Annotated in this window: 27 protein-coding genes; 14 read left to right on the plus strand and 13 right to left on the minus strand. The window is 66.6% G+C overall.

The window, feature by feature from the left end:
- Positions 1–160: 160 nt before the first annotated feature.
- The 4 genes from ASD86_RS01730 to ASD86_RS01745 all read right to left on the minus strand — a co-directional run bounded on the left by ASD86_RS01730 (position 161) and on the right by ASD86_RS01745 (position 3,000).
- Positions 161–1,066, minus strand: coding sequence for an aldo/keto reductase (locus ASD86_RS01730; RefSeq protein WP_056106182.1), 906 nt, complete (start codon positions 1,064–1,066; stop codon positions 161–163).
- A 157-nt stretch (positions 1,067–1,223) separates the two neighbouring features.
- Positions 1,224–1,778 (minus strand): HD domain-containing protein, encoded by a 555-nt coding sequence (locus tag ASD86_RS01735; RefSeq protein ID WP_056106184.1) that lies wholly within the window; start codon positions 1,776–1,778, stop codon positions 1,224–1,226.
- A 199-nt stretch (positions 1,779–1,977) separates the two neighbouring features.
- A complete protein-coding gene (locus ASD86_RS01740; protein WP_056106186.1) occupies positions 1,978–2,403 on the minus strand; it encodes a RidA family protein in 426 nt (141 codons plus the stop codon).
- A 183-nt stretch (positions 2,404–2,586) separates the two neighbouring features.
- On the minus strand, positions 2,587–3,000 hold the full coding sequence (locus ASD86_RS01745; RefSeq protein ID WP_056107042.1) for a rhodanese-like domain-containing protein: 414 nt from the start codon (positions 2,998–3,000) through the stop codon (positions 2,587–2,589).
- 89 nt (positions 3,001–3,089) lie between these two features.
- Here ASD86_RS01745 and ftrA point away from each other — a divergent pair, with 89 nt between their 5' ends.
- Positions 3,090–4,091: a transcriptional regulator FtrA gene (gene ftrA, locus ASD86_RS01750; protein WP_056107045.1), complete on the plus strand. Its 1,002-nt coding sequence runs from the start codon at positions 3,090–3,092 to the stop codon at positions 4,089–4,091.
- Between the two features lie 20 nt (positions 4,092–4,111).
- Here ftrA and ASD86_RS01755 read toward each other — a convergent pair whose 3' ends face one another.
- Entirely contained in the window at positions 4,112–4,723 is a 612-nt protein-coding gene (locus ASD86_RS01755) for an HAD-IA family hydrolase (RefSeq protein ID WP_056106188.1), read from the minus strand.
- A gap of 102 nt (positions 4,724–4,825) precedes the next feature.
- A complete protein-coding gene (locus tag ASD86_RS01760) occupies positions 4,826–5,401 on the minus strand; it encodes a GNAT family N-acetyltransferase (protein ID WP_056106190.1) in 576 nt (191 codons plus the stop codon).
- 311 nt (positions 5,402–5,712) lie between these two features.
- Here ASD86_RS01760 and ASD86_RS01765 point away from each other — a divergent pair, with 311 nt between their 5' ends.
- The 3 genes from ASD86_RS01765 (at position 5,713) to ASD86_RS01775 (ending at position 8,210) form a co-directional block, all read left to right on the plus strand.
- Positions 5,713–6,537, plus strand: coding sequence for an alpha/beta hydrolase (locus ASD86_RS01765; protein ID WP_056106191.1), 825 nt, complete (start codon positions 5,713–5,715; stop codon positions 6,535–6,537).
- A gap of 80 nt (positions 6,538–6,617) precedes the next feature.
- The gene (locus ASD86_RS01770; protein ID WP_056106193.1) at positions 6,618–7,151 is read left to right on the plus strand and encodes a hypothetical protein; all 534 of its coding nucleotides are present in this window, start codon (positions 6,618–6,620) and stop codon (positions 7,149–7,151) included.
- A gap of 126 nt (positions 7,152–7,277) precedes the next feature.
- A complete protein-coding gene (locus tag ASD86_RS01775; protein WP_056106195.1) occupies positions 7,278–8,210 on the plus strand; it encodes a hypothetical protein in 933 nt (310 codons plus the stop codon).
- A gap of 7 nt (positions 8,211–8,217) precedes the next feature.
- Here the strand turns inward: ASD86_RS01775 and ASD86_RS01780 are convergent, their stop codons facing one another.
- Positions 8,218–9,726, minus strand: coding sequence for an amidohydrolase family protein (locus tag ASD86_RS01780; RefSeq protein ID WP_056106197.1), 1,509 nt, complete (start codon positions 9,724–9,726; stop codon positions 8,218–8,220).
- Positions 9,727–9,871: 145 nt separating this feature from the next.
- Between ASD86_RS01780 and ASD86_RS01785 the strand changes: the two genes are divergently transcribed.
- From ASD86_RS01785 to ASD86_RS01810, 6 genes are all read left to right on the plus strand, one after another.
- Positions 9,872–10,312 carry a hypothetical protein gene (locus ASD86_RS01785; protein WP_056106199.1) on the plus strand — a complete coding sequence of 147 codons (441 nt, stop codon included), beginning with the start codon at positions 9,872–9,874 and terminating at the stop codon, positions 10,310–10,312.
- Positions 10,309–10,995 (plus strand): Sir2 family NAD-dependent protein deacetylase, encoded by a 687-nt coding sequence (locus ASD86_RS01790; protein ID WP_056106202.1) that lies wholly within the window; start codon positions 10,309–10,311, stop codon positions 10,993–10,995. The genes ASD86_RS01785 and ASD86_RS01790 overlap by 4 nt, the downstream gene beginning before the upstream one ends.
- Before the next feature lie 463 nt (positions 10,996–11,458).
- Positions 11,459–14,149: a CshA/CshB family fibrillar adhesin-related protein gene (locus tag ASD86_RS28240; RefSeq protein WP_157476000.1), complete on the plus strand. Its 2,691-nt coding sequence runs from the start codon at positions 11,459–11,461 to the stop codon at positions 14,147–14,149.
- 157 nt (positions 14,150–14,306) lie between these two features.
- A complete protein-coding gene (locus ASD86_RS01800; protein WP_056106209.1) occupies positions 14,307–14,762 on the plus strand; it encodes a hypothetical protein in 456 nt (151 codons plus the stop codon).
- An 827-nt stretch (positions 14,763–15,589) separates the two neighbouring features.
- The gene (locus ASD86_RS01805; RefSeq protein ID WP_056106215.1) at positions 15,590–16,099 is read left to right on the plus strand and encodes an SRPBCC family protein; all 510 of its coding nucleotides are present in this window, start codon (positions 15,590–15,592) and stop codon (positions 16,097–16,099) included.
- A complete protein-coding gene (locus ASD86_RS01810) occupies positions 16,099–16,995 on the plus strand; it encodes a sterol desaturase family protein (protein WP_082577971.1) in 897 nt (298 codons plus the stop codon). Before ASD86_RS01805 ends, ASD86_RS01810 begins: the two co-directional genes overlap by 1 nt.
- A 48-nt stretch (positions 16,996–17,043) precedes the next feature.
- On the opposite strand, the gene ASD86_RS01815 is transcribed toward ASD86_RS01810, so the two are convergent.
- Entirely contained in the window at positions 17,044–17,661 is a 618-nt protein-coding gene (locus ASD86_RS01815; RefSeq protein WP_056106219.1) for a glutathione S-transferase, read from the minus strand.
- A 43-nt stretch (positions 17,662–17,704) separates the two neighbouring features.
- The gene (locus ASD86_RS01820; RefSeq protein WP_056106223.1) at positions 17,705–19,126 is read right to left on the minus strand and encodes a M20/M25/M40 family metallo-hydrolase; all 1,422 of its coding nucleotides are present in this window, start codon (positions 19,124–19,126) and stop codon (positions 17,705–17,707) included.
- Positions 19,127–19,238: 112 nt separating this feature from the next.
- Between ASD86_RS01820 and ASD86_RS01825 the strand changes: the two genes are divergently transcribed.
- Positions 19,239–19,715 (plus strand): Lrp/AsnC family transcriptional regulator, encoded by a 477-nt coding sequence (locus ASD86_RS01825; RefSeq protein ID WP_056106227.1) that lies wholly within the window; start codon positions 19,239–19,241, stop codon positions 19,713–19,715.
- A 126-nt stretch (positions 19,716–19,841) separates the two neighbouring features.
- Positions 19,842–20,891: a pyridoxal-phosphate dependent enzyme gene (locus ASD86_RS01830; protein WP_056106230.1), complete on the plus strand. Its 1,050-nt coding sequence runs from the start codon at positions 19,842–19,844 to the stop codon at positions 20,889–20,891.
- A gap of 36 nt (positions 20,892–20,927) precedes the next feature.
- Here ASD86_RS01830 and ASD86_RS01835 read toward each other — a convergent pair whose 3' ends face one another.
- Positions 20,928–21,857 (minus strand): LysR substrate-binding domain-containing protein, encoded by a 930-nt coding sequence (locus tag ASD86_RS01835; RefSeq protein WP_200957155.1) that lies wholly within the window; start codon positions 21,855–21,857, stop codon positions 20,928–20,930.
- Positions 21,858–21,983: 126 nt separating this feature from the next.
- On the opposite strand from ASD86_RS01835, the gene ASD86_RS01840 reads away from it, so the two are divergent.
- A complete protein-coding gene (locus tag ASD86_RS01840) occupies positions 21,984–22,688 on the plus strand; it encodes a glutathione S-transferase family protein (RefSeq protein WP_056106235.1) in 705 nt (234 codons plus the stop codon).
- Positions 22,689–22,955: 267 nt separating this feature from the next.
- Here the strand turns inward: ASD86_RS01840 and ASD86_RS01845 are convergent, their stop codons facing one another.
- Both ASD86_RS01845 and ASD86_RS01850 read right to left on the minus strand, forming a co-directional pair.
- Positions 22,956–24,101 (minus strand): acyl-CoA desaturase, encoded by a 1,146-nt coding sequence (locus ASD86_RS01845; RefSeq protein WP_056106237.1) that lies wholly within the window; start codon positions 24,099–24,101, stop codon positions 22,956–22,958.
- 7 nt (positions 24,102–24,108) lie between these two features.
- Positions 24,109–25,230 (minus strand): ferredoxin reductase, encoded by a 1,122-nt coding sequence (locus ASD86_RS01850; protein ID WP_056106240.1) that lies wholly within the window; start codon positions 25,228–25,230, stop codon positions 24,109–24,111.
- Positions 25,231–25,342: 112 nt separating this feature from the next.
- Between ASD86_RS01850 and fabR the strand changes: the two genes are divergently transcribed.
- Positions 25,343–25,981 (plus strand): HTH-type transcriptional repressor FabR, encoded by a 639-nt coding sequence (gene fabR / locus ASD86_RS01855; protein ID WP_056107048.1) that lies wholly within the window; start codon positions 25,343–25,345, stop codon positions 25,979–25,981.
- 11 nt (positions 25,982–25,992) lie between these two features.
- Here the strand turns inward: fabR and ASD86_RS01860 are convergent, their stop codons facing one another.
- The gene (locus tag ASD86_RS01860) at positions 25,993–26,499 is read right to left on the minus strand and encodes a hypothetical protein (protein ID WP_056106242.1); all 507 of its coding nucleotides are present in this window, start codon (positions 26,497–26,499) and stop codon (positions 25,993–25,995) included.
- Positions 26,500–26,570: the final 71 nt, after the last annotated feature.

A 26,570-nucleotide genomic window follows, 5' to 3' on the forward strand; every position in this document is an offset into this window, starting at 1 on the left:
GAAACCAAAGGCAGGATCAAAAATCTTATTCACGAGCATGGAAAAATCGTCCGCGATCTCTTCGAGCACGGTAAGAAAGATTTAAAGAATCCAGGCAGAAACAAGCACGCTCTGAACCACACACGCGTCGCTCCGCCCTACCAATCCCAAATCCCGCCCCTCAAGCCACCTCTCTCTGCGCCCCGGCCTGCCAAATCTCATACCACTCCTCAGCACTAAGCCGAACCGACAACGCCGCCACCGCCTCCCGCAACCCCTGCACACGCCCACTACCGGTAATCGGCCAAGGCCGCGACGGATGCCGCAACAACCAAGCGTAAGCCACCGTCGCCACCGACACCCCACCGTGCCGTTCACCGATCGCAGCCAGACAATCGCGCACCCGCGCAGCGTGAGCGTCATCGCCGGCGAACAAACGCCCGCCGCCGAGCGGCGACCAGATCATCGGCCGCATCCCGAGCAACTGACACTGATCGAGCGTACCGTCGTCGAGCGGCGGCAAATGCAGCGGCGACAATTCGATCTGATGCGTGGCCAGCCGATGCCGCGCATGCAACAACTGCAGCTGCGAAGGCGTGTGATTCGACACCCCCACATGCAGCACCTTGCCGGCCGCCTTGAGCTGCTCGAACGTCAGTGCTAGCGCGTCGGCGTCCATCAACAGATCGGGACGATGGATCAGCAACAGATCAAGCCGGTCGGTGCGCAGCGCGCGCAGCGAATTCTCCACCGAAGTCCGCACGTGCCCGGCGGAGGTGTCATACGACTTGATACGGTGATCGGGCCGCTGCGCCGAAGTCAGCTTGATCCCGCATTTGCTGACGAGACGAATGCGATCGCGCAGACCTGGCTCGGCCGCCAGGGCTTCGCCGAACAGCGCCTCGACCCGGTAATCGCCGTAGATATCGGCGTGATCGAAGCTGTCGATACCCAGCGCCAGCGCCTCGTTGATCCATTGCAGGCGTTGGCCAACATCGAAGCCCCATTCGGCCATGCGCCAGGCGCCGGCGACGATCGGAGACAATTGCAATGAAGACGGGTCGGCGGACGTAGAGGTGATGGACATGGCGGACGCGGGCGGTGGGGGACGCTCAGTCTAGCCGCGACCGCCCCCTGCGCAGCATCCAGGCGATTCGATTGCCGCTTGCCGCCGAACCACATCGGCATAATCATATCGGCATGGAACGCAGCGCCGGCAGATGCGCGCGCGATATCGCCGCCGCTCAAGCCGCTTCGTAATCGGCCAGTTCCACCGCGCGCGCATACACGGAGTCGAACAGCGCTTCCAACCGTGGGTGCACGCCGCGCACGCCGTCGATCACCCGCGCCGACCAGTCGAAGTAATCCTGCTTGCGCTGGCGCGACCAGTTCGGCGGCGGCGCGGCGAGCAGATCGCGCAGATTGCAGATCTTGTCGGCGAGTTTGACCAGCTGCGCCTCGCGCGAGGCATGCGCGGCATGTTCGATCTGCAGACGCTTGCGTTCGGCCTTGGGCAGGGACTTGTCGTCGCTGACCTCCAGCACCACCGCGGCGATGCGGGCACCGAACATCGCTTCCAGTTCGTCCGCGCTGGTGTCGGTGTCTTCGATCGTGTCGTGCAGCAAGGCCGCGCACAGCGCGACGGTATCGTCGACGCCGCCTTCGTTGGCGAGCACGTCGGCCAGGGCGATGGGATGGTTGATGTAGGGTGAGGCGGCCTGGTCGAGGCGGCGTTGGTGGCGGTGACGCTCGGCGGCGAAGGCCGCGGCGCGGATCAGCAGGCGGTGATCGGTGCTCATAGGGTTCTCCTGGTCATGCGGGCCCGCGCCCAGCCGTCGGCGCCACGCGGCTCGGGCCGCGCGGCGACAATCGGAAGGGGGAGCGTGGCGGGACCGGTCGCAGAATGCGAGTCTGGTGCGGCCACGAACGCATTGTAGCGCGTCCGAGGCCGTCATAAGCAGCCGACTTATCGCGCTGCAAGCGCTTCGAGCGGCCGACCTATGGCGCTACGGCCGCTATCGCCTCGATCTCGAACAACATGCCGTCCAGGGCCAGTCGCGGCACCGGGATCAGGGTGCAGGTCGGCCGATGATCGGCGCCGAAGGCCGCGGCCAATTCCTCGCCGAACACGTGCAGACGCTCGTGGCTGTGGTCGACGATCAGCACGGTCAGCTTGACCACATCGCGGCCGCGCGCGCCGCCGGCCGCCAAGGCGGTCAGCAGATTGCGCATGGCCTGGCGCACTTGCTGGCGGAAATCGGGGTCGAGCGCGCCGTCGGCGGTCTCGCCGCCCTGTCCGGCGACGATGATCCAACGCGCGCCGGGCTCGATCCGGGCCAGATGCGAATAGCCATTGGGCGCCGGATCGTACAGGCCGGCTGGATTGCTGAGTGCGAACACGGGTTTGGAGATTGCAGCGTTCATCGTCGATCCTTGCAGGTGAGGTAAACGAAGTGCGGACGACGGCGCGACGTTCAATGCGCGCGCATTCGTTGCACTGTCGTGTGGATGACGATCCGATGCCGGCAACCGTGACATGGCGATGCGCGAGACCGCCGCGGGTATCGCCTCGTCATGCAACACGCGCCAACTCAGCAAAGCTCGGACTCAAGCCACCACGCCCTGCGCCGAACGCTGCAACTCGAAGCCTTCGTCCAGCCAGCCGGTGATGCCGCCGGCCATCAGCTTCACCGGATAACCCAGTTCGGCCAGGCGCAAGGCGCCGCGTGCGGCGCCGTTGCAATGCGGGCCGGCGCAGTAGGTCACGAACAAGGTATGCGGTGGATACGCGCTCATGCGCGACGCGATGATCTTGCGATGCGGCAGGTTGATCGCGCCGGCGATATGGCCGCGCGCGAACAACTGCGGGCTTCGCGTATCGACCAGCACGAAGCCGGGCTCGCCCGACTGCAGCGCCTCGCAGGTGTCCCAGCAGTCGGTCTCGAACGCGAACAGGGCCTGAAAATGCGCCAGCGCCTGTGCGGGCGCGGCGGCGGGGATCGCGGTGACGGCATTGGCCATGGCGGACTCCGAATGCGGGAAGGTGCGGCCATTGTCGGCAGCCGCGCGGCGGTTCACCATTGGCGGCAATGCCATCCATCGATCAAATCATGCCTAAGTCGAAAATCGCATCCAACGGCATCGGGCCGATCAACCCTCGGGTCGCCGTGCTGGTGTACGACGGCCTGTGCGCGTTCGAATTCTCGTGCGTGGCCGAAGTGTTCGGTTTGCCGCGGCCGGAGCTCGGCCGCGACTGGTACCGCTTCGAAACCTGCGCCGCGCAGCGCCGGCCGTTGCGCGGCCAGTACGGGTTGAAGCTGTCGGCCGACGCCGGCCTGGACCGGCTGGTGCGCGCCGGCACCGTGATCGTTCCGGGCTGGACTTCGCTGGACACGCCGGTGCCACCACGCATCGTCGCGGCGCTGCGCGAGGCGCATGCACGCGGCGCGCGTTTGCTGTCGATCTGTTCGGGGGCGTTCGTGCTCGCCGCGACCGGCCTGCTCGACGGCCGCCGCGCCACCACCCACTGGCGTTATGCCGATGCCTTGCGCGAGCGCTATCCGCGCATCGAGGTCGATCCCAATGCGCTGTACATCGACGAAGGCCGCCTGCTTACCTCGGCCGGCAGCGCCGCCGGCCTGGACCTGTGCCTGCATCTGGTGCGTCGCGATCGCGGCGCGAAGATCGCCAACCATGTCGCCCGCCGCCTGGTGATTCCGCCGCACCGCGACGGCGGCCAGACGCAATACATCGATCGACCGGTCGATCGAAACGAACGCGGCGCGCTCGCGCCGCTGCTCGACGCGCTGCGCCGGCGCCTGGCCGAACCGCTGCCGGTGGCCGAGCTGGCGCGCATGGCCTTGATGAGCGAACGCAGCTTCATGCGCCGCTTCAAGGCCGCCACCGGCACGACCCCCGGCGACTGGCTGATCCAGGCGCGGGTCGAACGCGCGCGCGAGCTGCTCGAAACCACCGCCGCGTCGATCGATCGGATCGCCGCGCAGACCGGCTTCGGCAGCGCGATCACCATGCGCCATCATTTCCGCCGCAAACTCGGGCTGAGCCCGCGCGATTACCGCGAACGCTTCGCCCGCGGCGCCACGACCGACTAAGCCCTCCGTCCAGCGCGACGTCATCCGTCCAGCGCGCCGGCTTCCTCCAGCCATTGCCGCATCGACGCGACGCCGCGGTAATGATGCGCGTTGACCCCGAGCGCGGCCGCCGCGGCCACGTTGCGCGCGTCGTCGTCAACGAACAGCAGGCGCTGCGGCGCGGCGTCGGCGCGATCGAACGCGGCCTGGAACAGCGCCGTGCCGGGCTTGGCCGCGCCGACCTCGCTGGAGTTGACGATCGCGTCGAAATGCCGCGACAGCCCCAGCGCGTCCAGATCGCGCGGCAGGCGCGAGGTCGCGTTGCTGACCAGAATGCGGCGCAGCCCCGGCCGGCAGGCTTCGAGCAAGGTCAGCACCGGCGCATCGACTTCGCCGCACGACAGCGACCATTGCCGCACTGCATCGTCCACCTGCGCACGCGGATGCGCCGCGCGCAGACGCGCCGCGACCTGCTCGCGCCATTGCCCGTCGTCGATGCGCCCGGTCACCGCCTGCGCCAACAGCTCCGGCGCGAACGCGGTCGCGCGCAGGCTGCCGCGCGGCAGGTCGTGGGCGGCTTCGATCGCCGCGTCGCGCTCGGGCCAGCGGCGCAGCACACCATCGAGATCGATCAGCAACGCGTGGTAGTTCATGGCATCGCCCGCGGGTCGGTGGTTGCATCGATTATCGGCCCAGATGCGGGCCCAGATCGCGTGACGTACGTAGGCGATCGTGAATACGCCGGGCGCGAGATCTCAGCCGGCCGTATCGCGCCTGCGTTCGAAACGCAGACCCTCGGCCGCCTGCGCGTTCCCGCTGCGCACGAAGCCCAGCTTACTCAGCACCCGCACCGAAGCCGGATTGGCCCATTCGGTTTCGGCGATCACCCGCTCCACCCGCGGCTGCGCCAGTGCCCAGTCGACCAGCGCGCCGGTCATTTCCGATGCGTAGCCGCGGCCTTCGAACTGCGGCAGCACCGCATAGCCGACCGCAACTTCGCCGTCGAGCGGCGGACCGATGAAACCGCCGCTGGCGACTAGCACCGATGCCGCGCCATCCTCTTGCCGCGCCAGCGCATACCAACTGAACCAGCCGCCACAAGCCGGCGCGGCCTGCAGCCATAGCGCGAACAGCGGCAGTGCGTCGGCCACCGTCTGCGGCGGCCATGCATCGGGAATCCGCGCATCGAGCAAGGCGGCGAACGCGTCGCGGTCTTCGAGTTCGGCGCGGGCCAGCGCGAGCGTGGCCGGCACCAGCAGCAGGCGTTCGGTCGCGATCGGCGAGGCGCCCGGCGGGACGATCGGGAGTACGGCATCGCGGGTGAAGCTCATGCTTGCGATCGCCTGACGAAACCAGAACCTGGGACTGCACCTTACCCCGCATGGCTGCACGCAGGCGACCGCGGCCGCGCCGTGCCCTTCACGATCCGCGCCATCGCGCGCTAACAAACGCGACGCACATCACTCATCAAGCATCTCGCTGTCCTGCGCTGCCCGGGTTCTACGTGGGCTTCGTTCAGGGCGCCGATGTCCGCGGTGATGTCCGCGCGCCCATTCGCTTGCGCATTCCGCCAGGACGGCACCGCGCGACCAGCTGCCTTGCTGCGTCCGCTCCCCACGCTTGCCCCCACCACGGAGTCCTCATGAGCACCTTCACCACCCGCGCCGGCGTCGACCTGTACTACAAAGACTGGGGCAGCGGTCCGATCGTGGTGTTCTGCCACGGCTGGCCGCTGAGCGCCGACAGCTGGGAAGCGCAGATGTTCTTCCTCGCCGGCAACGGCTATCGCTGCATCGCCCACGACCGTCGCGGCCACGGCCGTTCCAGTCAGCCGTGGGACGGCAACGACATGGATCACTACGCCGACGATCTGGCCGAATTGCTCGAACATCTGGATGTCGCCGACGCGGCCTTGTTCGGCTTCTCCACTGGCGGCGGCGAAGTGGCGCGCTACATCGGCCGCCACGGCACCGCGCGGGTCCGCAAGGCCGGACTGATCTCGGCGGTGCCGCCGTTGATGCTGAAAACCCCGGCCAATCCCGGTGGGCTGCCGATCGAGGTATTCGACGGTTTGCGCGCTGGTTCGCTCGCAGACCGTTCGCAGTTGTACAAGGACCTCGCCGCCGGCCCGTTCTTCGGCTACAACCGGCCCGGCGCCACGCCGTCGCAAGGCGCGATCGACTGGTTCTGGCTGCAGGGCATGGCCGGCGGCCACAAGAACACCTACGACTCGATCGCCGCCTTCTCGGCCACCGACTTCACCGAAGAGCTGAAGAAATTCGACGTGCCCACGCTGATCGTGCATGGCGACGACGACCAGGTCGTACCGATCGACGCCGCCGGCCGCGCCTCGGCCAAACTGATCGCCGACAACAAACTCATCGTCTACCCCGGCGCGCCACACGGCCTGACCGATACCCACAAGGACCGGCTCAACGCCGACCTGCTGGCGTTCCTGCAATCGTGAAACCATCGCGCTGACATACACCGCCGCCTTCGCCCGCTCGCGTCGGCGGTTTTCTCCCAGGCATCCCCAGGAGCTCAGGCATGTTTGGTATCACTGCATTTGGCATGTTCCACACCGTGCTCGGCCTGATCGCGGTCGCCGCGGGTTTCGTCGCGATCGCGCGTCACTACGAAATCGCGATGGCCTCGCGCAGCGGAAGGCTTTACGTCTGGATGACCGTGGCCACCTGCATCAGCGGTTTCTTCATCTTCCATCACGGCGGCTTCGGCAAGCCGCATGTGCTGGGCATCGTCACCCTGCTGGTGCTAGCGGTCGCGTGGCTGGCAGAGCGACGCAAGCTGTTCGGTCGCATTTCCCATTACATCGCCGCCATCAGCTACACCCTCACCCTGTTCTTCCACATGATCCCGGGTTTCACCGAAACCCTGACCCGCGTGCCCGAAGGCCGCCCCTGGGCCAGCGGCCCGGACGACCCGCAACTGGCGCAGCTCATTGGCGGCGTGTTCGTGGCCTACCTGGGCTTGATGGTGTGGCAGGGGTTGCGGATACGGCGCGAGCGCGGGCGGGTGAAGGTTGTGCATGACGTCGCCCCGGTAGATCGCGCGGGCGGTTGACCCGCATCGGCGTTGCGCCGGTTGCTCATGTCGATGCTTCGTCAGCGCGGTGGGTCGAGTCCACCGCGAATCCGCACGAACCGCGCTACCATCCGCGCTCAGCATGGAACCCCGCGCAAGCCCGTCATGAAGACCCTGCAACTGTGGCCGATCCTTACCCTCGAACCAAGCGAGGGCAAGCTGGTCGCCTTCGATATCGGTCCCGATCGCGCGGTGTACCTGTTACATGCGCTCAAGCCGCTGGACTATCGGCGCGAAGAAAAAGGCGCGAGTTTCGCCAAGGCCCGACCCGCGGCGCCGCAGCGCTATCGCGCGCAGGCCTGGCTGGATGGCGCGCGGTTGCTGGACCTGACCATCGACAACGAGCTTTACAACATCCATGCCCTGCAGCCGCTTGGCGAGGACCTGCTGCTGGTGTGCGTACGTTCCAGCCAACGCGGTGGTGACAGCGATCTGAACGGCCGAATCTACTCACGCGGCGGCCGGCTGCTGCATGAAATCGGGTTGGGCGACGGCATCGAGCAAGTGCAGACCACATCGCGTGGCGAGATCTGGACCGGTTATTTCGACGAAGGCGTGTTCGGCGACCACCCTGTGTCGGCGCATGGCCTGGCCGCCTGGGACCGGCAAGGTACGCCGGTGTTTCGCTACCGGCCCGAAGCGCCACTGGACACCATCGCCGATTGCTATGCGCTCAACGTCGCCAGCCACAACGAAGCATGGACCTGCTACTACACCGACTTCCCGCTGGTGCAGGTGCGCGACCATCGCATCGTTCGCCACTGGAACGTACCGGTGTACGGCGCGCATGCGTTCGCCGTTTATCGCGATCATGCGCTGTTCGCCGGCGGTTACGACGCGCGCCATACCTTCACGCTGTTGCGACTGGACGACGGCCCGAGCGCGTCGATCGTGGCGACGTTCGACCTGATCGATGAGCACGGCGAACCGCTCCGGGCCGAACTCGTCCGCGGTCGCGGCGACACCCTGTACCTGCACCGGGACAATCGCGTCTACGCCTGCGATATCCACCAGGCATTGAGCGCGTTCGCGAACTGATCGATGCTCAATGCGCCGGGTGCACCGCGCTCTTGATCCGCTCGATCTGCTCGCCCAATCCGCGTTCGAATGCCTGACCTTCGTCCAGACGACGATCGATCTCGATCATCGGCAACCAGCGCCCCTGTGCGAACACACCGGCGATCTTCGACACGTTCTGGATATCGGCCAGCGGATCGGCATCGAGCAGCACCAGATTCGCGCGTTCGCCTTCACGCACCGCGCCGCTGCCGGCGTCCGGATCGAACAAGCGATGGGCATTGATCGAGGCCGCGCGCAGCACGTCGAGCGGGCGCAACCCGACCTCGCGCAGTTCGATCATTTCCTGCTGCACCGACACGCCGAACGCGAGCCCCGGCAAGGCCGCATCGGTGCCGACGGTCAACCTCACGCCGCGCTTGTACAGCTCGCGCGTGAGCACTCGGGCGAAGTCATAACCGGCCGAGAACGTGTCGGCGCCGTCCTGATCGCGAAACGCTTGGCTCAGGTAGCGATTGGCCGGCGGTGTCCAGTCCAGGCGGGTGACCGGGTCAACGAGTTTGATCCAGTCGCCCGGAACCGACGCCACTTCGCGCTGCACGTACATGCCGACGATGGTCTTCAGCGTGATCAGGGTCGGCGTCACTGAAACGCCGCTGGCGTCGACCGCCTGCGCCAACACCTCGATGTCCTTGGGCGACAGGTCGCTGCCGATGCGGGCGAACCGCGCCAGTTCCTCACTGTGGGCGATGTTGGTCATGGGATGAGCGAACGCGAACGCACGATCGGCGCAGCTCGCGCAACCCAGCTCGGGCAAATGGCCGGTGGTGATGAAGCCCTGGCGCCTGGATTCCTCGACCACCGCCTGATAGGTCTCGCGATTGAGGAACTGATACGGCTTGATGAAGTCGTAGCCGCGTTCGCGCGCGCGGCGCACCGCGGCGATGCCGTCGGCGGCGGTATACGGCGCTTCGGGCCTGGACGCCGGTACCGTCGATTCGGGCTTGATCGCGACCGCCGCGCGCGGCCCATTGATGCGCTTGCCCACGTACAGCCGCGGGCCGTCGATGCGGCCTTGGTCGATCTGCCCGCGCAACCACAGCAGATCCTCGTCGCTGCCCGCGCTGCCGCCGAGATTGGCCGCGCCGGTGACCCCGGCCTTGAGAAACGACAGCATCACCTGCCGGTCGTAGGCATGATCGCGCCCCAGGTCGAGCGCGGCCATCGCCGGATCCTTGCTGTCGCGGATCGCGCCTTCGGTGGCGATGTGGACATGCGCGTCGACGAACCCGGGAATCAAAAACTTTCCGCGCCCGTCGACCACCGTCGCGCCCTCGACCCGCGTCCGCGCGCCTTGAACCGAGATTCGCGCGATCTTGCCGTCGCGGATCAGCACCGTGCGATTGCGCAGCACCTCATCGGTATCGACCGGGATCACGGTGACGTCGGTGATCACATAGTTACCAGCCGGTGCCGCCGCCGCGGTGGCCGACAGCGACGCAAGCCCGAGGCCCAGCGCCAGCGCATGAACGATCATTCCACTCTCCCGATACTTGCGAGCCGATGATAAACACGCAGGCGCCGCCGGCATGGGCCAAACCTCATGCCGCCGATCGCAATCCGCCCTCAACAGATGCCGCCGATGGCGCTATGGTTGAAACCCGCAATCGTTCGACAGGCTTATGAACCACGACGATGACGATCGGTACACCGACTGGCGATGGCTGGCCTGCGACGCGATCGGCCAGATCGCCGCGTTCACCACGGCCGGATCCGGCCCGATTCCGCGCTCGGCACGGGCCACTGTGGACGGGGTCGATGCCGGCGTGCACGCCTTGCCGATCCGCGGCGCTTACCGGCTGATTCCGCACGACGGCACCGCCGAGGATTGGATAAGCTGTGCCCAGCGCGGTCTGTTCGCCTACGATTGGAGTGACATCGCCGCGGACGATGGCGGTTACGCCTACGAATTGCTCGCCGTGCCGCTCGCTCCGATCCGGTTGTCGGAGTTGCCGTCGCCGCTGCGCGAGCTCGCCGCCGCGACCACGATCGCCCATATCGTATTCGGCGAAAACGATCTGCTGTCGCGTAGTCTGCTTCCCGATACCGAGTTCCCCGCATGAAAGACAAAATCGTCGTATTCACCGGCGCAGGCGTCAGCGCCGAAAGCGGCCTGAAGACCTTCCGCGACATGGGCGGGCTGTGGCACGAGCATCGCCTCGAAGACGTGGCCTCGCCGCAGGGCTGGCAGCGCGATCCGGCCACGGTGCTGCGCTTCTACAACGAACGCCGCCGCGGCGTGCTGGCCGCGCGCCCCAACGCCGCGCACGAGGCCATCGCCCGTTTGGAAGAGCGCTATGAGGTCGTGGTGATCACCCAGAACATCGACGACCTGCACGAGCGCGCCGGGTCTTCGAACGTGCTGCATGTGCATGGCGAAATCCTCAAGTCGCGCAGCACCGGGCTGACTCCGCCGCGCGTCTACACGCTCAAGAGCGCGACCATCGAGATCGGCGATCTGTGCGAGCGCGGCAGCCAATTGCGCCCGGACGTGGTGTGGTTCGGCGAGGCCGTGCGTCATATGGACGAGGCCGAAGCGCATTTCGCGGCCGCCGCGAAGGTGCTCGCGATCGGCACCTCGTTGACCGTGTATCCGGCCGCGGGCCTGGTCGATTGCGCGCCGCTGGCTGCCGAGCGCGTATTCGTCTCGCCCGAGCTGCAACAGGTGCCGCGTCATTACCATTTTCTGCAAGACACCGCGGTGGAAACCGTGCCGCCGTTGGTGCAACGGTGGCTCTCGCATTGAAAGTGCATTACAGCACTTTTTTAGCGCTTATTTTGGGGAATGCAGTGCGCTGGCGAGAACGCTAGCATGAGCATGTTCAATCATCGCCCGGGGGGGACCGATGTTCACTCTGAGCAGCCCATGCACCAGGGCTGCGCAAATGTTTGAAAGCAGAGCCTTGCGCGCCACATCCCGGGCATGCGCGTCGCGTCGTGCCTGCCGTCCTGATGCGTGTCGGCTTTCCCGGCGTTAGCGCGATACGGCAGGCGCCGTCGCGGCCGGACTCGCGACAGCGAAGACGATTGAGCAAGCAACCGGATCGCGCATCAGTACGCGCATTGAATGCATCGATACCGCGCCCGTCGCCGCGACAGGTATACGCAATGGATGGCCGATATCGGCGCGGCCCAAATCAACGCTCCCGCAACCCGGGGCACTCACTTTTCTCGATCGCCGATGGCGAAGCCGCAGTCTTGGAGAGCAGATGACCAGCACCACCTCCGTAGCGTCCCATCGACCGCGACGAAGCACACTTCGTCCGCCGTTGCGTTTGGCCGGACTGCGGTCGTGGGCGCTGGTGCTGGCGTTGTTCTGGCTGGCGTTGCCGCCGCCCGCGCAGGCGCAGTTCGCGACCGGCGGCACGGGCGTCTACCGCAACAACATCATCTGGTTCCGCTGGGGAAACGGCACTTGCCCCACCAACGGGGACAGCTGCGCGGAAATCGGCAACGGCACCGCCAATCAGACCATCACCAGCCAGCAGACCTATACCGTGGCGGGGCAACCGCTGGTGGTGACGTGCACGCTATCCGGGGTGGACAACGACGAGTTCCGCACCTATCGCTCCGGGTTGTGGCAGGGCGACGGACTCGACGACCTGTACAACATCGGCGGCGTCGGCGCGGCCAATACCTTGTACAACGGCCTGCTGAATTTTGGCCAGAACGCGACGGCGACGGCCACGTTCGCCTGCGCGGCCACGCTGGGCGGCAATAATTTTCCGCTGGAAGGACTGGTGGTCGCCGATGGAGAGCAGTCCCTGACCGGCGGCACCGGCCAGAACGAATCGATTTCCGCCAACGCACCGACCGCGACCAGCTGGCGCATCATCGACCGCTTCCGCACCGCCGGCTGTACGACCAACGCCACCGCCAACATCACCGGAAATACGCTGACCCTCAATGGCAGCACGCCGCTGTGCACGGCCGGTCCGATGGCCGTCGCCTTCATGGAAGGCGCCACCGGCGCGACCTTGACCCTGCGCGGCGGCGGGCGCTCGGCCATGGCACTGGGCGTCATGGTGTTCGTCGCCGACCGCAGCGATGCGCCGCTGAGTTACGGCGAGCCACAGCACTTGCCGAACTTCACCTGGAACGGCGGCAACCTGCCGAACGGCAACACCACCTACACCACCATGACCCTGGCGACGCTGAATCAGCCGGCAGTACGTCTGGGCACGCGGGTCGACATCGAAAACGTCAGTCTGGCCAGCGCCGCGGCGAACGGCGACGACGGCAACTTCACCACTCCGACGCCCACCGACGACGAAGACGCCTTCGCCGCGCTGGCGGCCATCGCATTGTCGCCGGGCGCCAGCCATAACCTGTCGGTGCCGTGCGCCGGCAACGGCGCCTTCGTGCGCGGCTTCATCGATTTCAACCGCGATGGCGATTTCGCCGACGCCGGCGAAACATCCGCCTCGGCGACCTGCAACGGCACCGCCGCCGCCGTGAGCTGGACGATGCCGACGGTCGCCGGGCTGAACCCGGGCGCCAGCTTTGCGCGCTTCCGCATCGCTTCGGCCGCCGCCGACGTGGCCAATCCCGTCGGCCTGGCGAGCAGCGGCGAAGTCGAGGATTACCCGGTCACCCTGACCTCGCAGACCTTGACGCTACGCAAGCAATGGACGGGTGCGACGGTCGGCGACGACGCGGCCATCACCGCCTCGCGCGCCGGCACCGTGATCGACACGCTCAACAGCAACGCCGATGCCGCGGGCGAACTCGAAACCGATCCCACCCCGATCAACGTGTTCGCGGGCGAGACCATCGTCCTGGCCGAAACCCTCGCCGCCACCAACGCCGGCAACTACGCCCCGGCACTCGCCTGCACCGGCGCCGCCGACACCGATCCCAGCGACGGCATCGCCATCGCCGCGACCGATACCAACATCGTCTGCACTTACACCAATACCCGGCTGGCCACGCTGCAACTGGCCAAGGCCTGGGCCGCCAACAGCAAGACCGGCGATACGGTGACGATCGGCGCGACCACCGGCGGCAACAACAACACGGTGTCGTTCGACGCCACCGCGCCGACCGCGGCCAACAGCGGCGCGCCAGTGAGCGTGCGCCTGGGCGATGTCGTCACTCTGCCCGCGGAAACCGGAACCGGTCTGGGCAAATACACCACCACCCTGGCCTGCACCGGCGGCCATACGCTGTCGGGAACCAACGGACAGGCCGCCAACACACTGACCATCACCAGCGGCAACGCGGCGGTCTGCACCTACACCAACACCCGCATCGCGCAGCAGATCAACCTGGCCAAGGTCTGGAGCGCGAACAGTCCCGCCGGCCACACCGCCAGTGCGACCACGACCGGCGGCAGCGCCAATCCGACCTTCAGCGCGACCGCGCCGACCAACAGCACCGGCCCGGCCGTAACCGTGTTCGCGGGCGATGTGCTGACCCTGCCGGCGGAAACCTTCGGCGGCGGCGCGACGACCGCCAGTTACACCACCGCGCTCGCCTGCACCGGCGGCAGCCCCTTGGCCAGCGGCGCGACCGGGCGGACGCTGACGATCACCGCCAGCACCGCGGCGACCACCTGCACCTACACCAACAATCCGGTGGTGGTGGATCTGTCGATCACCAAGACCAACACCTTCGGCGCGGGACCGCGCGATCAGGCCAACGACACGGTGGCATCCGGCGCCGCGACTTCCTATACGTTGGTCGCGACCAATAACGGACCTGGCGAAGTCACCGGTTCGATCGTGCGCGATACGCCTGTCGCCGGGCTGACCTGCCCATCCGCCAATGTGGTAACGATCAGCGGCAATGGCGTGCCCGCGGGCAGCTTCACCGTCGCCGACCTGAGCGCGGGCATCGCGCTCGGCACCCTCGGCGCGGGGCAGAGCACTACGCTCAGGTTTGATTGCCTGGTGAATTGACGGGGGTGCCGGGCCAAGCCAGCGAGTTGCCGATCTGCGGCATTTCGCTGGCCGTGTACCACCGAGCCGCCGGTGGCCGCAGCCGCGCCGGATGCGCTACCGTTCGATCCAGTAACCGTATGCACCATTGTCCCGGATCACACAGGAGCAAAAGCCGATGTTCACCTCCAAGGCGATCACGTTCTCCGCATTGGCCTTGACTCTGGCGGTTTTCATCGGCGCTCCGGTTTTCGTCCTGCATGCCAGTCCTTACATGCAGCCGGGACAAAACTGGTCGATCGGCTTGTTGGCGGGCGGAAACCTCCGTTTGCTCGAGTCCGGTCGCTATGTCCATCAATCGTGGTGCGACATTTGTCCCAACGAGATGATCGTGGATGGTACGTGGCAACAATCGGGCGATTGGTTGCTGTTGAAGCCCTCGGCTAGCGAACGTCCCGAAAGAAGGCTGCGCGCGGCCACGATCAAAGGTTGCCCGATGCTGATTCCTCTGCAGGACGGCGAGTTGCCCAAATGGATCAGTCACAGCACGGTTTATTCGCGCGAAGGAGATCACTGCGTGGTTGAGCTGGATATGGCGGGCCATACCGGAAAACTGCTGCGCGACCTGCGGTGAAGTTGCTGCCTGTGGGCTTGTTCAGCGCAGCGGCGCGCTCGCGCAAGATGCCCGATCCACAGTGGACACCGGGTTGTCGCGGACTGGACAGGAATAGCGTCGATCGAAATTCAGCGAACCCACCTCGCAGTAGTCGTCGGGTGTATTGCCGGGACGCGAACCCCAAGCGGCTAGCTGCGATTCCCCGGATTTTCCAAGGTCGCGTTAGGGGCCGTCGGATACTCCGCGGATCAATAGATGTATGGGTGGCGCCATGGGAACTGCTCTTTGCAAGATTTCCTTTCGCCAACCTTGACCATGTCATTGCGGTAAGTTCGGAGCAGGCGTCGTTTTCGCAGTCCCGCGGTCGCGGCTCGCGCCGCTCCTACAGTTAGGCCATGCGGCTTTGGTCTCATTTCAGGCGCCGCTACCAGCGCTGCGAGGCCTGTAACTCGCGAGAACAAAAGCACACCCGAAGGGCGGCGCACATGGATGTGTGGCGCGTGCCCGCGTCAGCAACGCACGCGCGAGCCGTTGATTCACAACAAGGCATTTTTCTTTGGTTACCTTTTGACCGAAGGGAATCCAGGCGGACTTTTGTTGCTTTAGACAAAAGAAAGTAACCCGCCCGCTTGCGGGCGGAAGCTCTTGGCTTTCTATCTTGATCGGTGAATTGAAAGTCGCAGGATCGTCAATTCAAAAGGTCCGGGACGAACGGTCGTTTTACGCCACATGGCGGCATCGGGCACCCCCAACATCGCAGCCCAAATCGCCCATAACGACCAGGCCCCACGCAAAACATACGCCCGCGTGTGGACAGCCCCGCACCGCCCTCCTAGACTCCGCTCATGCACCTGACCTTCACCGCCGAACGCAGCATCGCCGCCGCGCCCGAGGCGGTGTTCGCGCTGGCGCTGGACCACGAACGCTTCCCGGCCCTGTTCGAAGGCTACGGCCCGATTCCCGGACTCAAGCGCATCACCCCGCTGTCGCCGCCCGCGCCCGGCAGCCTGCGCGCGCTGGAGAACCGCGACGGTTCCAAGCTGCGCGAACGCATCACCGCGCTGCAACCTCCGCACCACCACGCCTACGTGCTCGACGGCTTCCGCGCGCCGCTGTCGTGGCTGGCGCGCGAGGGTCAGGCCGATTGGCGCTTTCACGCCGAACCCGACGCCGACGATCCGCGCGCGGCGAACATCACCCGGGTGGTGTGGACCTACCGATTCGAACTTACCTCGTTCCTGGCCTGGCCATTGGCCGCGCCGCTGCTGCAAGGCTGCATGCGCGCGGCCATGCGGCGCTGCCTGGAACGCATGGCGCAAACCCTGGAAACCGCGTGGCGCGAGGAGCGGCGCTGATGGAAGAGTGGATCCTGATGGCGCTGGCGCCGGTGTTCCTTCTGCTGATCGCGCTGGAAGCCTGGTACTGGCGCAAGCGCCGACCCGATCAGTACAGCCTGCGCGACACCTTGTCGAACGCGGCGCTGGCGTTGATGCACCAGGCCAGCGACGCGGTCGCCTGGCTGATCGTGATCGGGCTGTACTACGCCGTCTACGCACATCGATTGTTCGAACTGCCGGCCTCGGCCTGGACCATCGCCGGCCTGTTCCTGGCCCAGGATTTCTTTTACTACTGGTTTCACCGCGCCAGCCATCGCATCCGCTGGATGTGGGCCTCGCACGTCACCCACCATTCCTCCGAGCGGCTCAACCTGTCGACCGCGTTCCGGCAGAGCCTGACCTATCCGATTTCCGGCATGTGGCTGTTCTGGCTGCCGCTGGCGTGGATCGGCTTCGAACCCAAGCACATCGTCGCGGTGGTCGCGATCAATCTGGCGTTCCAGTTCTTCGTGCACACCCAGGCGGTCGGCAAGCTCAGCTGGCTGGAGAAAGTGTTCAACACGCCGTCGCACCATCGCGTGCATCACGCGCGCAACGCGAAGTACATCGACCGCAATTACGCCGGTGTGCTGATCGTCTGGGACAAGTTGTTCGGCACCTATGTCGAGGAAGACGACGCGGTGCCGTGCGAGTACGGCATCATCGGCCAGATCCACAGCCACAATCCGATCAAGCTGACCTTCCACGAGTGGATCGCGATGTTCGGCGACGCCTGGCGCGCGCGCGGCCTGCGCGGCATGTTCGGGCAGTTATTCGGACCGCCCGAGCGCGCGTTGGCGCATACCACCCCAGTGGTTATTCCGACGGCGCCGACGTCGACGTCGACAACCCTTCTGGCCGACAGCCGCGATTGAAGCGGGCGTCGGCCGAGGTAGACGCGTTTTACTGATGAAGCGCGCGGCTCAATCGTGGGTCTCGCCCGACAACGGCGTGGCCCGCATCGAATCGCGCCGTTCGAACGCATCCAACCAACCGCTGAGTTTCGGCCGGCCCTCGCGAAAATCCGGCAATTCGCGAAATGCCAGCCAGCTCAGCGCGGTGGCGATGGAAATATGGCCGACGTGCAGCGGAGCGTAGGCATCGAGTTCGCGTTCCAGCCAGTCGTAGCTCTCGATCAGCTTGAGCGTGTAGGCCTCGCGCAACGCGTCGTAGCGCAAGGCCTCGGGCCGACGCACGGTTTCCCAACGCACCTTGATCCCGGCATCGGCCAGGCCCTGCGCGATCGCCTGCAGGCGCAAGGCCTGCCAACGCGCTTCGCCGTCGCGCGGAATCAGCGGCGCGCGCTCGTGCAAGGTGTCGAGGTAGGCGCAGATGATGTCGGAGTCGAACAGTGCCGACTGGCCGGGACGAATCAACACCGGCACCTTGCCGAGCGGGTTCTGCGCGTACACCGCGTCGTTGCGCAGAGTCGGGCTGGTTTCGTGATGCACCACCTCGATCCGATCGGCCAGCCCGGCCTCGTGCGCGAACACCAACGCCTTGCGCGCGTACGGCGAGTGGGTTTGATAGAGCAATTGCATGGGGCGGGTTCCTGAGAAGCAGATAGGGATCAAAGCACTAACGTCATCGCGGATCGACATCGCCGCGCGCATCATGCAGCAAGCACGCCAGCGCCGCGGTGATGCGGCGCGCGGTCGGCAGATGCAGGAACTCGTTCGGTCCGTGCGCGTTGGATTGCGGCCCGAGCACGCCGGTAACCACGAACTGCGCCTGTGGAAAACGTTCGCCGAGCATGGCCAGAAACGGAATGCCGCCACCGCCGCCGATCAAGGCGCCGTCGCGGCCGAACGCATCGTGCGATGCGCGTTGCAGGCTGTCCGCCAACCACGGCGCGACCGGCGGCGCGTGCCAGCCTTCGCTGACCGAATCGATGGTAAACCCGACCTGGCTACGATACGGCGGGTCGGCTTCGAGCAGTTCTTTCAACCGCTGCGATGCGACCTGCGGGTCGAGGGTCGGCGGCAAACGCAGGCTCAGCTTGAGCGCGGTATGCGGCTGCATCACCGCGGCGGCATCGGCCACCGCCGGCAGGCCGTCGATACCGGTGATCGCCAGTTGCGCGCGCCAGGCGCGGTTGAGCGCCAGTTCGCCGGGCGCCTCGTTGACCGGACGGGTGTCGGCATGAAACGGAAACCCGCGCACCAGTCCTTCGCCCAAGGCATTCGCCGCGAGCCAGGCCTGCTCGCGCCGCGCCGCGGGGATCTCGACCTGGAAGTCGGCGATCACGTCGCCGCTGATCGGATCTTCCAGCCGCGACAACAATTGACGGACGATGCGGAAACTCGACGGCACGATCCCCGACGCATCGCCCGAATGCACGCCTTCATCGAGCACCCGCACGCTCAGGGTTCCGGCGACCTGTCCGCGCAGCGAGGTCGTGGTCCACAACTGATCGTAATCGCCGCAGCCGGCGTCGAGCGCGATGATCAGGCGCGGCTCGCCGAGCCGCGGCGCCAGCAGTTCGATGTACGCCGGCAAATCGACGCTGCCCGATTCTTCGCTGGCCTCGATCACGATCAGACAACGCGGATGCGCCAGCCCCTGATCGCGCAAGGCGCGCAGCGCGGCGATCGCGGCGAAGATCGCGTAGCCGTCGTCGGCGCCGCCGCGTCCGTACAGACGCTCGCCTTCGAGCACCGGCGTCCAGGCCGCGCGGCCCGGTGCCCAGCCCGGCATCGGCGGCTGTTTGTCGAGGTGGCCGTAGATCAGGCTCGGCGGGCCCGCTTCGCCGGGCACATCGATGTATATCAGCGGCGTGCGCCCGGGCAAACGCAGTACCTCGACCGTGGCGCCGGCCAGATCTCGCAGTTGTTCGCGCGCCCATTGCGTCATCAATTCGATCGCGCGGTCCATGTGGCCGTTGCCGGCCCAGTCGGGATCGAACGCCGGCGATTGGCACGGGATGGCTATGTAATCGCACAGCGCCGGCAGGATCCGGTCCTGCCAGGCGTGGTCGATATGGAGCGAAAGCGCGGGGAAATCCATGCATTGACCTCTCGATGAGGCGAAAATGCTAACGGCGCGGCCCCGCGCTTTCGCCGCGAACCGATACCGGCCCGCGCGGTTTTCCGGCGCGTTCGCGCTCTAAGATGCGGCCATGAAACTCGATCGATTCGACCGTCAGCTGCTGAACCTGGTGCAGGAAGACGCCGGCCAGACCGCCGACCGTCTCGCCGAACAAGTCGCGCTGTCGCCCTCGGCGATCCAGCGCCGGCTGCGACGCATGCGCGAGGCCGGGGTGATCGTGCGCGAAACCGCGGTGGTCGATCCCAAGCAGGTCGGCAAACCGACCTTCTTCGTCGTCTCGCTGCAGGTCGAGCGCGAGCGCCCGGAACTGCTCGCGCAACTGCGCCGCTGGCTGGGCGCGCAGGATCAGGTGCAGCAGGTGTTCTACGTCACCGGCGAGGCCGATTTCGTATTAGTGGTGACCGCGCCGGACACCGAGGACTTCGACGCACTGATGATCCGCATGGTCGGCGAGAATCCGAACATCCGCCGTTTCACCACCAATGTCGCGCTGAGTCTGGTCAAGCGCGGGCTGACCATTCCGGTGGCGCTCGACGAGGACGACTGAGCCGCGCTCACAAGCGCGCGCGAGTACGCGGGCCCGCTGCAAGCGCAAGCGCGAACGCGCCGAAATCCCGCGCCACGCCGCCGATCTCGCCGCCAACCGGCGCGCGTCGCCGCCCACACTGGCGACATGAGCGAACATTGGCTGAGCGACCCGAACCGGCTGTGGCCGGATTACCGACCCACGCGGTTGATCGAACTGCCCGCGCTCGCGCGTCGCGCCGGCGTCGCGCGCGTGCTGGCCAAGGCCGAGAACGAACGGCCGCTGGGCAATTTCAAGGCGCTCGGCGGCATGGTCGCCGGCTTGCGCGGACTGGCGAGGATCACCGGTGCGCAGTCCCTCGATGAACTTCGCCATCGTTGCCGCGCATGGCCCTCGCCGCTGCGTCTGGTCTGCGCGAGCGACGGCAACCATGGCTTGGCCGTGGCCGCGGCGGCGCAGCACGCGGGTGTGGTCGCTACTGTGTTTCTGCCCGCAGCGGTCGGGGCGGTGCGCGCGGCGCGCATCCGAGCGCTCGGCGGCGAAGTGGTGATGGTGGACGGCAGTTACGACGACGCGGTCCTGGCCGCGCGCGCTGTGGAGACGCGCGGCGATGGCTTGTTGATCGCCGACACCAGCGACGATGCCACCGATCCGGCGGTGATCGACGTGATGGCGGGTTACGGTCTGATCGCGCGCGAACTCGCGTCGCAGTTGCGCGCGTACGCGGCGACCAGCGTCAGCCATCTGTTCGTGCAGGCCGGGGTCGGCGGACTGGCGGCCGCGCTCGCCGGTGGCCTGCATGCACAGGCGCTGGCGCCGCGGCGCTTGATCGTGGTCGAACCCGACGCCGCTGCGTGCGTGGCGCGCGCGCTGGCGCATGGCAAGCCGATACAGATCGAAGGCGACCTGGACACCTCGGCGCAGATGCTGTCGTGCGGACTCGCCTCGGCCTCCGCGCTGGCCTTGTTGCTGTGGCATCGCGCGCAGGCGCTGTGTGTCGACGAGCCGGCCTTGCGACGTGCGCCGCGCGAACTGTCGGAATGCGGCGGCCCGCGCAGCACGCCATCGGGCGCGGCCGGCGTGGCCGGTTTGTTGCATGCGGCCCACGGTCGCGCGCGGCGCGAGCTGCATGGGTTGGATTCGGCTAGCACGGTGCTGCTGATCGTTACCGAAGGCGCGATCGAGGACGCCGACTGAAACATTCGAAGCCGGTTGAAACGTGGGCGACGTAGCTCAGGAGAGCGCGAGACTGTCGAGCAGGAACTCCACCGTCGCGCGCACGCTCGGCAACTGGCCGCGCCGATGCGGCACCAGTAAGGTCGTGGTCACGCGGCCGGCGGTCCACTCGGGCAACACGCGCAGCAGTTGGCCGTTGCTCAGTTCGGCGCGGCACATGCGTTCGGGCAGCACGGTGATGCCCAGGCCGGCCACGGCGCCTGCGCGCAACACCCGGCCCTCGTTCGCGGTCATCCGCGCGCGCGGCTCGACCTGCGCCTGCGCGCCGTCGATCCGGGTCAGATGCCAGGCATCGCCGCCGGCCTGGCCGGTCAACAAGGCATCGTGTTCGCTCAGTTCCGGCGGCCCGCTCGGCAGACCGTGTTCGGCCAGATACATCGGCGCGGCCACCAGCACGATGTCCTCGACCAGGGCCTGACGCTGGATCAATCCCGAATCCGGCAACGGCGCGAAATGGCTGCGCACCGCGATGTCGTAGCCCTCCTGGACCAGATCGACGCGGCGATCGCTGACGTCGACCAGCACGTGCATGCGCGGATACCGACGAGCGAGCACCGGCAGATGTTCGGCCAGATAGTCCTGCGCGGTCGGCACGCCGCAGCTGATCCGGACCTTGCCGGTTGGCTCGGCGACGCGGCGGCGCACGCTGTCCTCGGCCGCTTCGGTTTCGATCAGCGCGGCGCGCGCGTGTTCGTAGAAATCGCGACCGGTGTCGGTCAAGGTGAAACTGCGCGAGGTGCGGTGGATCAGGCGCACGCCCAGATCGTCCTCAAGCGCGGCCACGCGTTTGCTCAGCGTGGACTTGGGCACGCCGAGCCGGCGCGAGGCCGCGGCGAAGCCGCCGTGCTCGACCGAGGCGGCGAACAGGACCAGATCGTTGAGATTGAGCATCGCCGCAAAGTACACACAGGCAGACTTTGCGTCCACTTTTCGCCGACTACCCGGAGCAAGTTCACATACCTACAGTGATCGGCACGCAGGCGGCGGACCTGCATGCGAGCTTGGTCTCGCCCGGCCCCGCCGCTGCCAACCCTCATCACTCAAGGAATTCCGATGTCCCCGATCCTCTACTACGGCGTCCCGTCCGGCTGCTCGTTCGGCTCCATCGTCGCGTTGGAATGGTCCGGCCTGCCCTACCGGCTGGTGCGGGTCGACATGCCCGAGAAGATCCATACCGCGGCCTACCGCGCGATCAATCCGGTCGGCGAAACCCCGGCGCTGCTGACCGCGCGCGGCGACGTGCTGGCCGAAAGCCTGGCGATCCTCAATCACATCGGCGCCGACGCCATCGCCAGCGGCATCGCCTTCGCTCAGGGCACGCGCGAGTTCGACGAGCTCAACCGCATGCTCGCCTTCCTCAACACCACTTTCTTCAATGCGTTCGCGCCGCTGTGGCATCTGCTCGAACACGAGAGCGACGAGCACGAGAAGGTCGCGTTGACCGCGTACGGCCGCGGCAAGGTCGAGCGCGCACACGCGCAACTCGAACGCATGCTGGGCGACCGGCCGTGGCTGCTCGGCGAGCATCGCACTTTGGCCGACGCCTACTTCATCGGCGTCGCGCGCTGGACGAAGTATCACGCCGTGGTCGATCGCCGCGACTATCCGAACCTGCAACGCCTGTACGACAAGCTGGAAGCCGATCCGGCGGTGATCTTCGCCCATGCGATCGAGCAGCAGACGGCCGCGATCAGCGCGGGTGGGTTCGCGGGTGAGATCGGGTTGGAAGAGGCGTTGGGGTTCAAGCGGGCGGCTTGATGCGTGGCGTTTTGGATTCGCCATGAGCGATGGCGGATCGGCGGAGCAAAAGCAAATCCCCCCTAGCCCCCCTTTTTCAAAGGGGGGAATCCAACGGGTGAATCGATACGCGTCGAAAAACGCGATCACTCAAGGGGAAGCAGCTTTTGCCGTTGCCCACTTTAGAAAAAGGGGGCGGCGTCCGCGCAGCGGACGCGGGGGATTTGAGCTGTTGCTGTTGCTGTTGCTGTTGAGGCTACTGCTTTCGCCGTCGTAGCCCCAACCCCATCAACCCTGCGCCTCAACCGCCTCAGCCCGCACCAACGGTCTCCGCGCACGCGGCCGGCTCGGCCACGCATGCCGCACGATCCGCCACATCACTTGGCCGAACTGCCGGGGCAGCGAGCCGGTGTCGTAATGCTGACCATAACGCCCGCAGATCTCGCGCACCTCCACCGCCAGCGCCGCATAACGACGCGCCGGCAGATCGGGGTAAAAGTGATGCTCGATCTGATGGCTCAGATTGCCGGTCATCAGGTCCATCCACTTGCCGCCGCTGAGGTTGGCCGAACCGCGCAGCTGACGCAGATACCAATGCCCGCGCGATTCGTTGCGCACCGATTCCTTCGGGAACACTTCCGCGTCGGCGGTGAAGTGGCCGCAGAAGATCACCGTGTAGGTCCACAGGTTGCGGATCACGTTGGCGACGACGTTGCCGAGCAGCACCGGCAGGAAGAACGGGCCGGCCAACGCGGGAAACAGCACGTAGTCCTTGAGCATCTGCTTGCCCATCTTGCGGCCGACCGGCACGAACTTGCGCCACATCGCGCGGTGCTTGGTCTTGCCGGTGAACCAGCGGCCCACGCGCAGTTCCTGGATCGCCACGCCCCACTCGAACAGCAGCGCGAACACCACCGCGATGAACGGCTGCAGCAGATAGAACGGACGCCAGCGCTGCTCCGGAAACAGACGCAGCAGGCCGTAGCCGATGTCGTCGTCCATGCCGCGCACGTTGGTCCAGGTGTGGTGCATGTAGTTGTGGGTTTTGCGCCAGTTGTCGCCGGTGGCGACGATGTCCCATTCGTAGGTCTTGCCGTCCAGATGCGGATCGCGCATCCAGTCGTACTGGCCGTGCATGACGTTGTGGCCGACTTCCATGTTCTCCAGGATCTTCGACAGCGCCAGCAACGCGGTGCCGAGGATCACGCCGGGCCAGAACAGCCACGACACGAACGCGCCGCCGATCGCGCCGACCATCAGCAGCAAGCGGCCGAGCAAACCGGTATAGCGCACCACCGCGACCACGCGGCGAATGTAGTCGGCGTCGACCCGGCCGATCTGGGCGACGGTGCGCGCGCGCAGCGCGTCGAGTTCGGCGCCGAAGCGGTCGAGTTCGGTCGGGGTCAGCGCGCGATTGCGTTTGGATGCGGTCATGAGCGGATCACAGGTCGAGGACGAGGTCGCTGGTCGCGCTGTTCACGCACAGACGCAGCGAGGACACCGGTTCGGCGTGCACGTCGCCGGTATGCAGATGACGGGTGGCGCCCGAGGATTTGCCGCAGGAGCAGGTGTTGCACAGACCCATGCGGCAACCGGAATTCAACTTCAGGCCCTGCGCTTCCAGCGCGGTCAGCAGCGATTCGCCGCGCGCCAGTTCCAGGGTGCGGCCGCTGCGCGCGAGGGTGACCGCGACCGTGCCGGTGTCTTCGACCGCGCGCGGCGGCGGCGTGAACGCCTCGGCCGCGAATGCCTGCGCGCGCGTTTCGATCAGGCCGCGCGCGCTGGCGACGAAACCGCCGGGGCCGCAGGCATAGACCTGACGCGCGGCGAGATCGTCGACGTGCGCATCCAGCAACGAGGCGTCGATACGGCCGGCGTCTTCGTCGGCGGCGCGCGGCTCTTGCCGCGTGAGCAGGAAGCGCACGCGGAAATTCGGATGCGCCGCGGCGAGCGCGCGCAATTCCTCGACGAAACACAGTTCTTCGCGGCGACGCGCCCAGTACAGCAGGGTCAGCGGCGCCGGCATGCCCTGCGCGGCGAGTTGGCGGGTCATCGCCATCAACGGGGTGATACCGCTGCCGGCGGCGACGAACAGCCAGCGGCCGTCGACACGCGCGGGCAAGGTCATCTCGCCGAACGCCAGACCGAGTTCGAGCACATCGCCGACGCGCGCATCGCGGTGCAGATGGCGACTGAGCTTGCCGCCCTCGATCGCCTTGACCGTGATCGCGATGCGGCCGTCGGCGCGTCCGGCTTCCGACAGGCTGTAGCTGCGCGACACCAGCGCGCCGTCGATGCGGGCGCCGATCATCAGGTGCTGGCCGGCGCGGGCCGGCTCGTGGCGGCGGCCGGCCCAGTTGCGGTTCGGCGCCAGCAACAGGGTCACCGCATCGGCCGAAGCCTCGCTGCGGCCGACGATGCGCGCGAGCGGACGCTCCCAGCTCCAGGTCGGATGCAGGCGCGAGGCCCAGAAATCAAAGACTTGCGGAACGATCAGCGGCGCGATCAGGCGTCGCAGGCGGCTGCGCGGACGGTGGCTGGCGGGATGAAGGGCAGCGTTCATGGGAGCACTATACACATATCCGCACAGATGTGTGCACAACCGTATATTAATACTGGGACGGGAGTATGATGTCGGCTGCCCGTCTTAGCGCCAGCCACTCGTGAGCCAACGCATCACCGACATCGACGTCGACATCCACCCGGGCCGCAAGGCGACGATCTCGCGTGAAGACCTGATCGCCGCCGCGCTCAAGCTGATCGGCCCGCACCGCAGCGTGTCGAGCCTGAGCCTGCGCGAGGTGGCGCGCGAAGCCGGCATCGCGCCCAACAGCTTCTACCGCCAGTTCCGCGACACCGACGAACTCGCCGTCGCGCTGATCGATCTGGCCGGGCAATCCCTGCGCAAGATCGTCGGCGAGGCGCGCCATCGCGCCGCGACCCGGCGCAGCATCGTGCGCAGCTCGCTCGAGGCTTTCATGGAACAGTTACGCGCCGACGACAAACTGCTGCACGTGTTGTTGCGCGAAGGCACGGTCGGCTCGGACGCGTTCAAGCGCGCGGTCGATCGCGAACTGTCGTTCTTCGAGGAAGAACTGCGCGTCGACCTGATCCGGCTGGCCGCGCAGGACCAGATGCCGTTGTACGAACCGGCCGTGGTCGCGCGCTCGATCACCCGCCTGGTGTTCGCGATGGGCGCCAGCGCGATGGACATGCCGCGCGCGCGCGATCCGGAACTGATCGAGGAAATGAGCACGATGATCCGGATCATCCTGGCCGGTTCGCGCGCCCTGGCTCAGACCGCCAACCGCTGACGCGGCGCCGCTCAGGCGAGCTGCATCTCGACGAACGACAACGGCCGCGCATCGGCATCGCTCAACAGCGCGCCCAGCGACTCGACGAAATCGCGAACGTCCGCGGCGCTGCCCGGGCCCCAGTTGTAACGACCCTCGGGCGCGAGTTCGGCGAGCACGGTCGTCGCCGAACCATCGGTCGCCGACAGCGAAGATTCCAGGCAGAAGAACCGCAGCTTCCCCGGTAGCAAGGCCGCGGCCAGGTAATAAGCTTCGTTGCGCTTGCGCGGCGCCGGCAAGGTCAGCACCAGCAGCTTCGGGCCCTCGGCGCCCAGGCGAACGCGATCGACCTGCAAACCTTCAGCCTCAACCCGATCCTCGACCGGCATGTCTTCGCCGAGCAAGCGCCAATACTTGCGCAAGGCTTCCTCGCCGCTGTCGGCGGCGAAGGTGTTGACGAACCACACCGGGTCTTGCAGCGCGCTGCTTGCCAGCATGTATTTGGCTTTCAGGTGATGCGGGCGGGCGGTGTCGGTCATGGCGAATGCGGTCGGGTTCGGGTCGGATGGGATGAGTTCAAGCGATCGCGGGTCGCATCGTTTGAACTCAG

The organism is Lysobacter sp. Root690 (assembly GCF_001427785.1).
Lineage (GTDB): Bacteria > Pseudomonadota > Gammaproteobacteria > Xanthomonadales > Xanthomonadaceae > Lysobacter.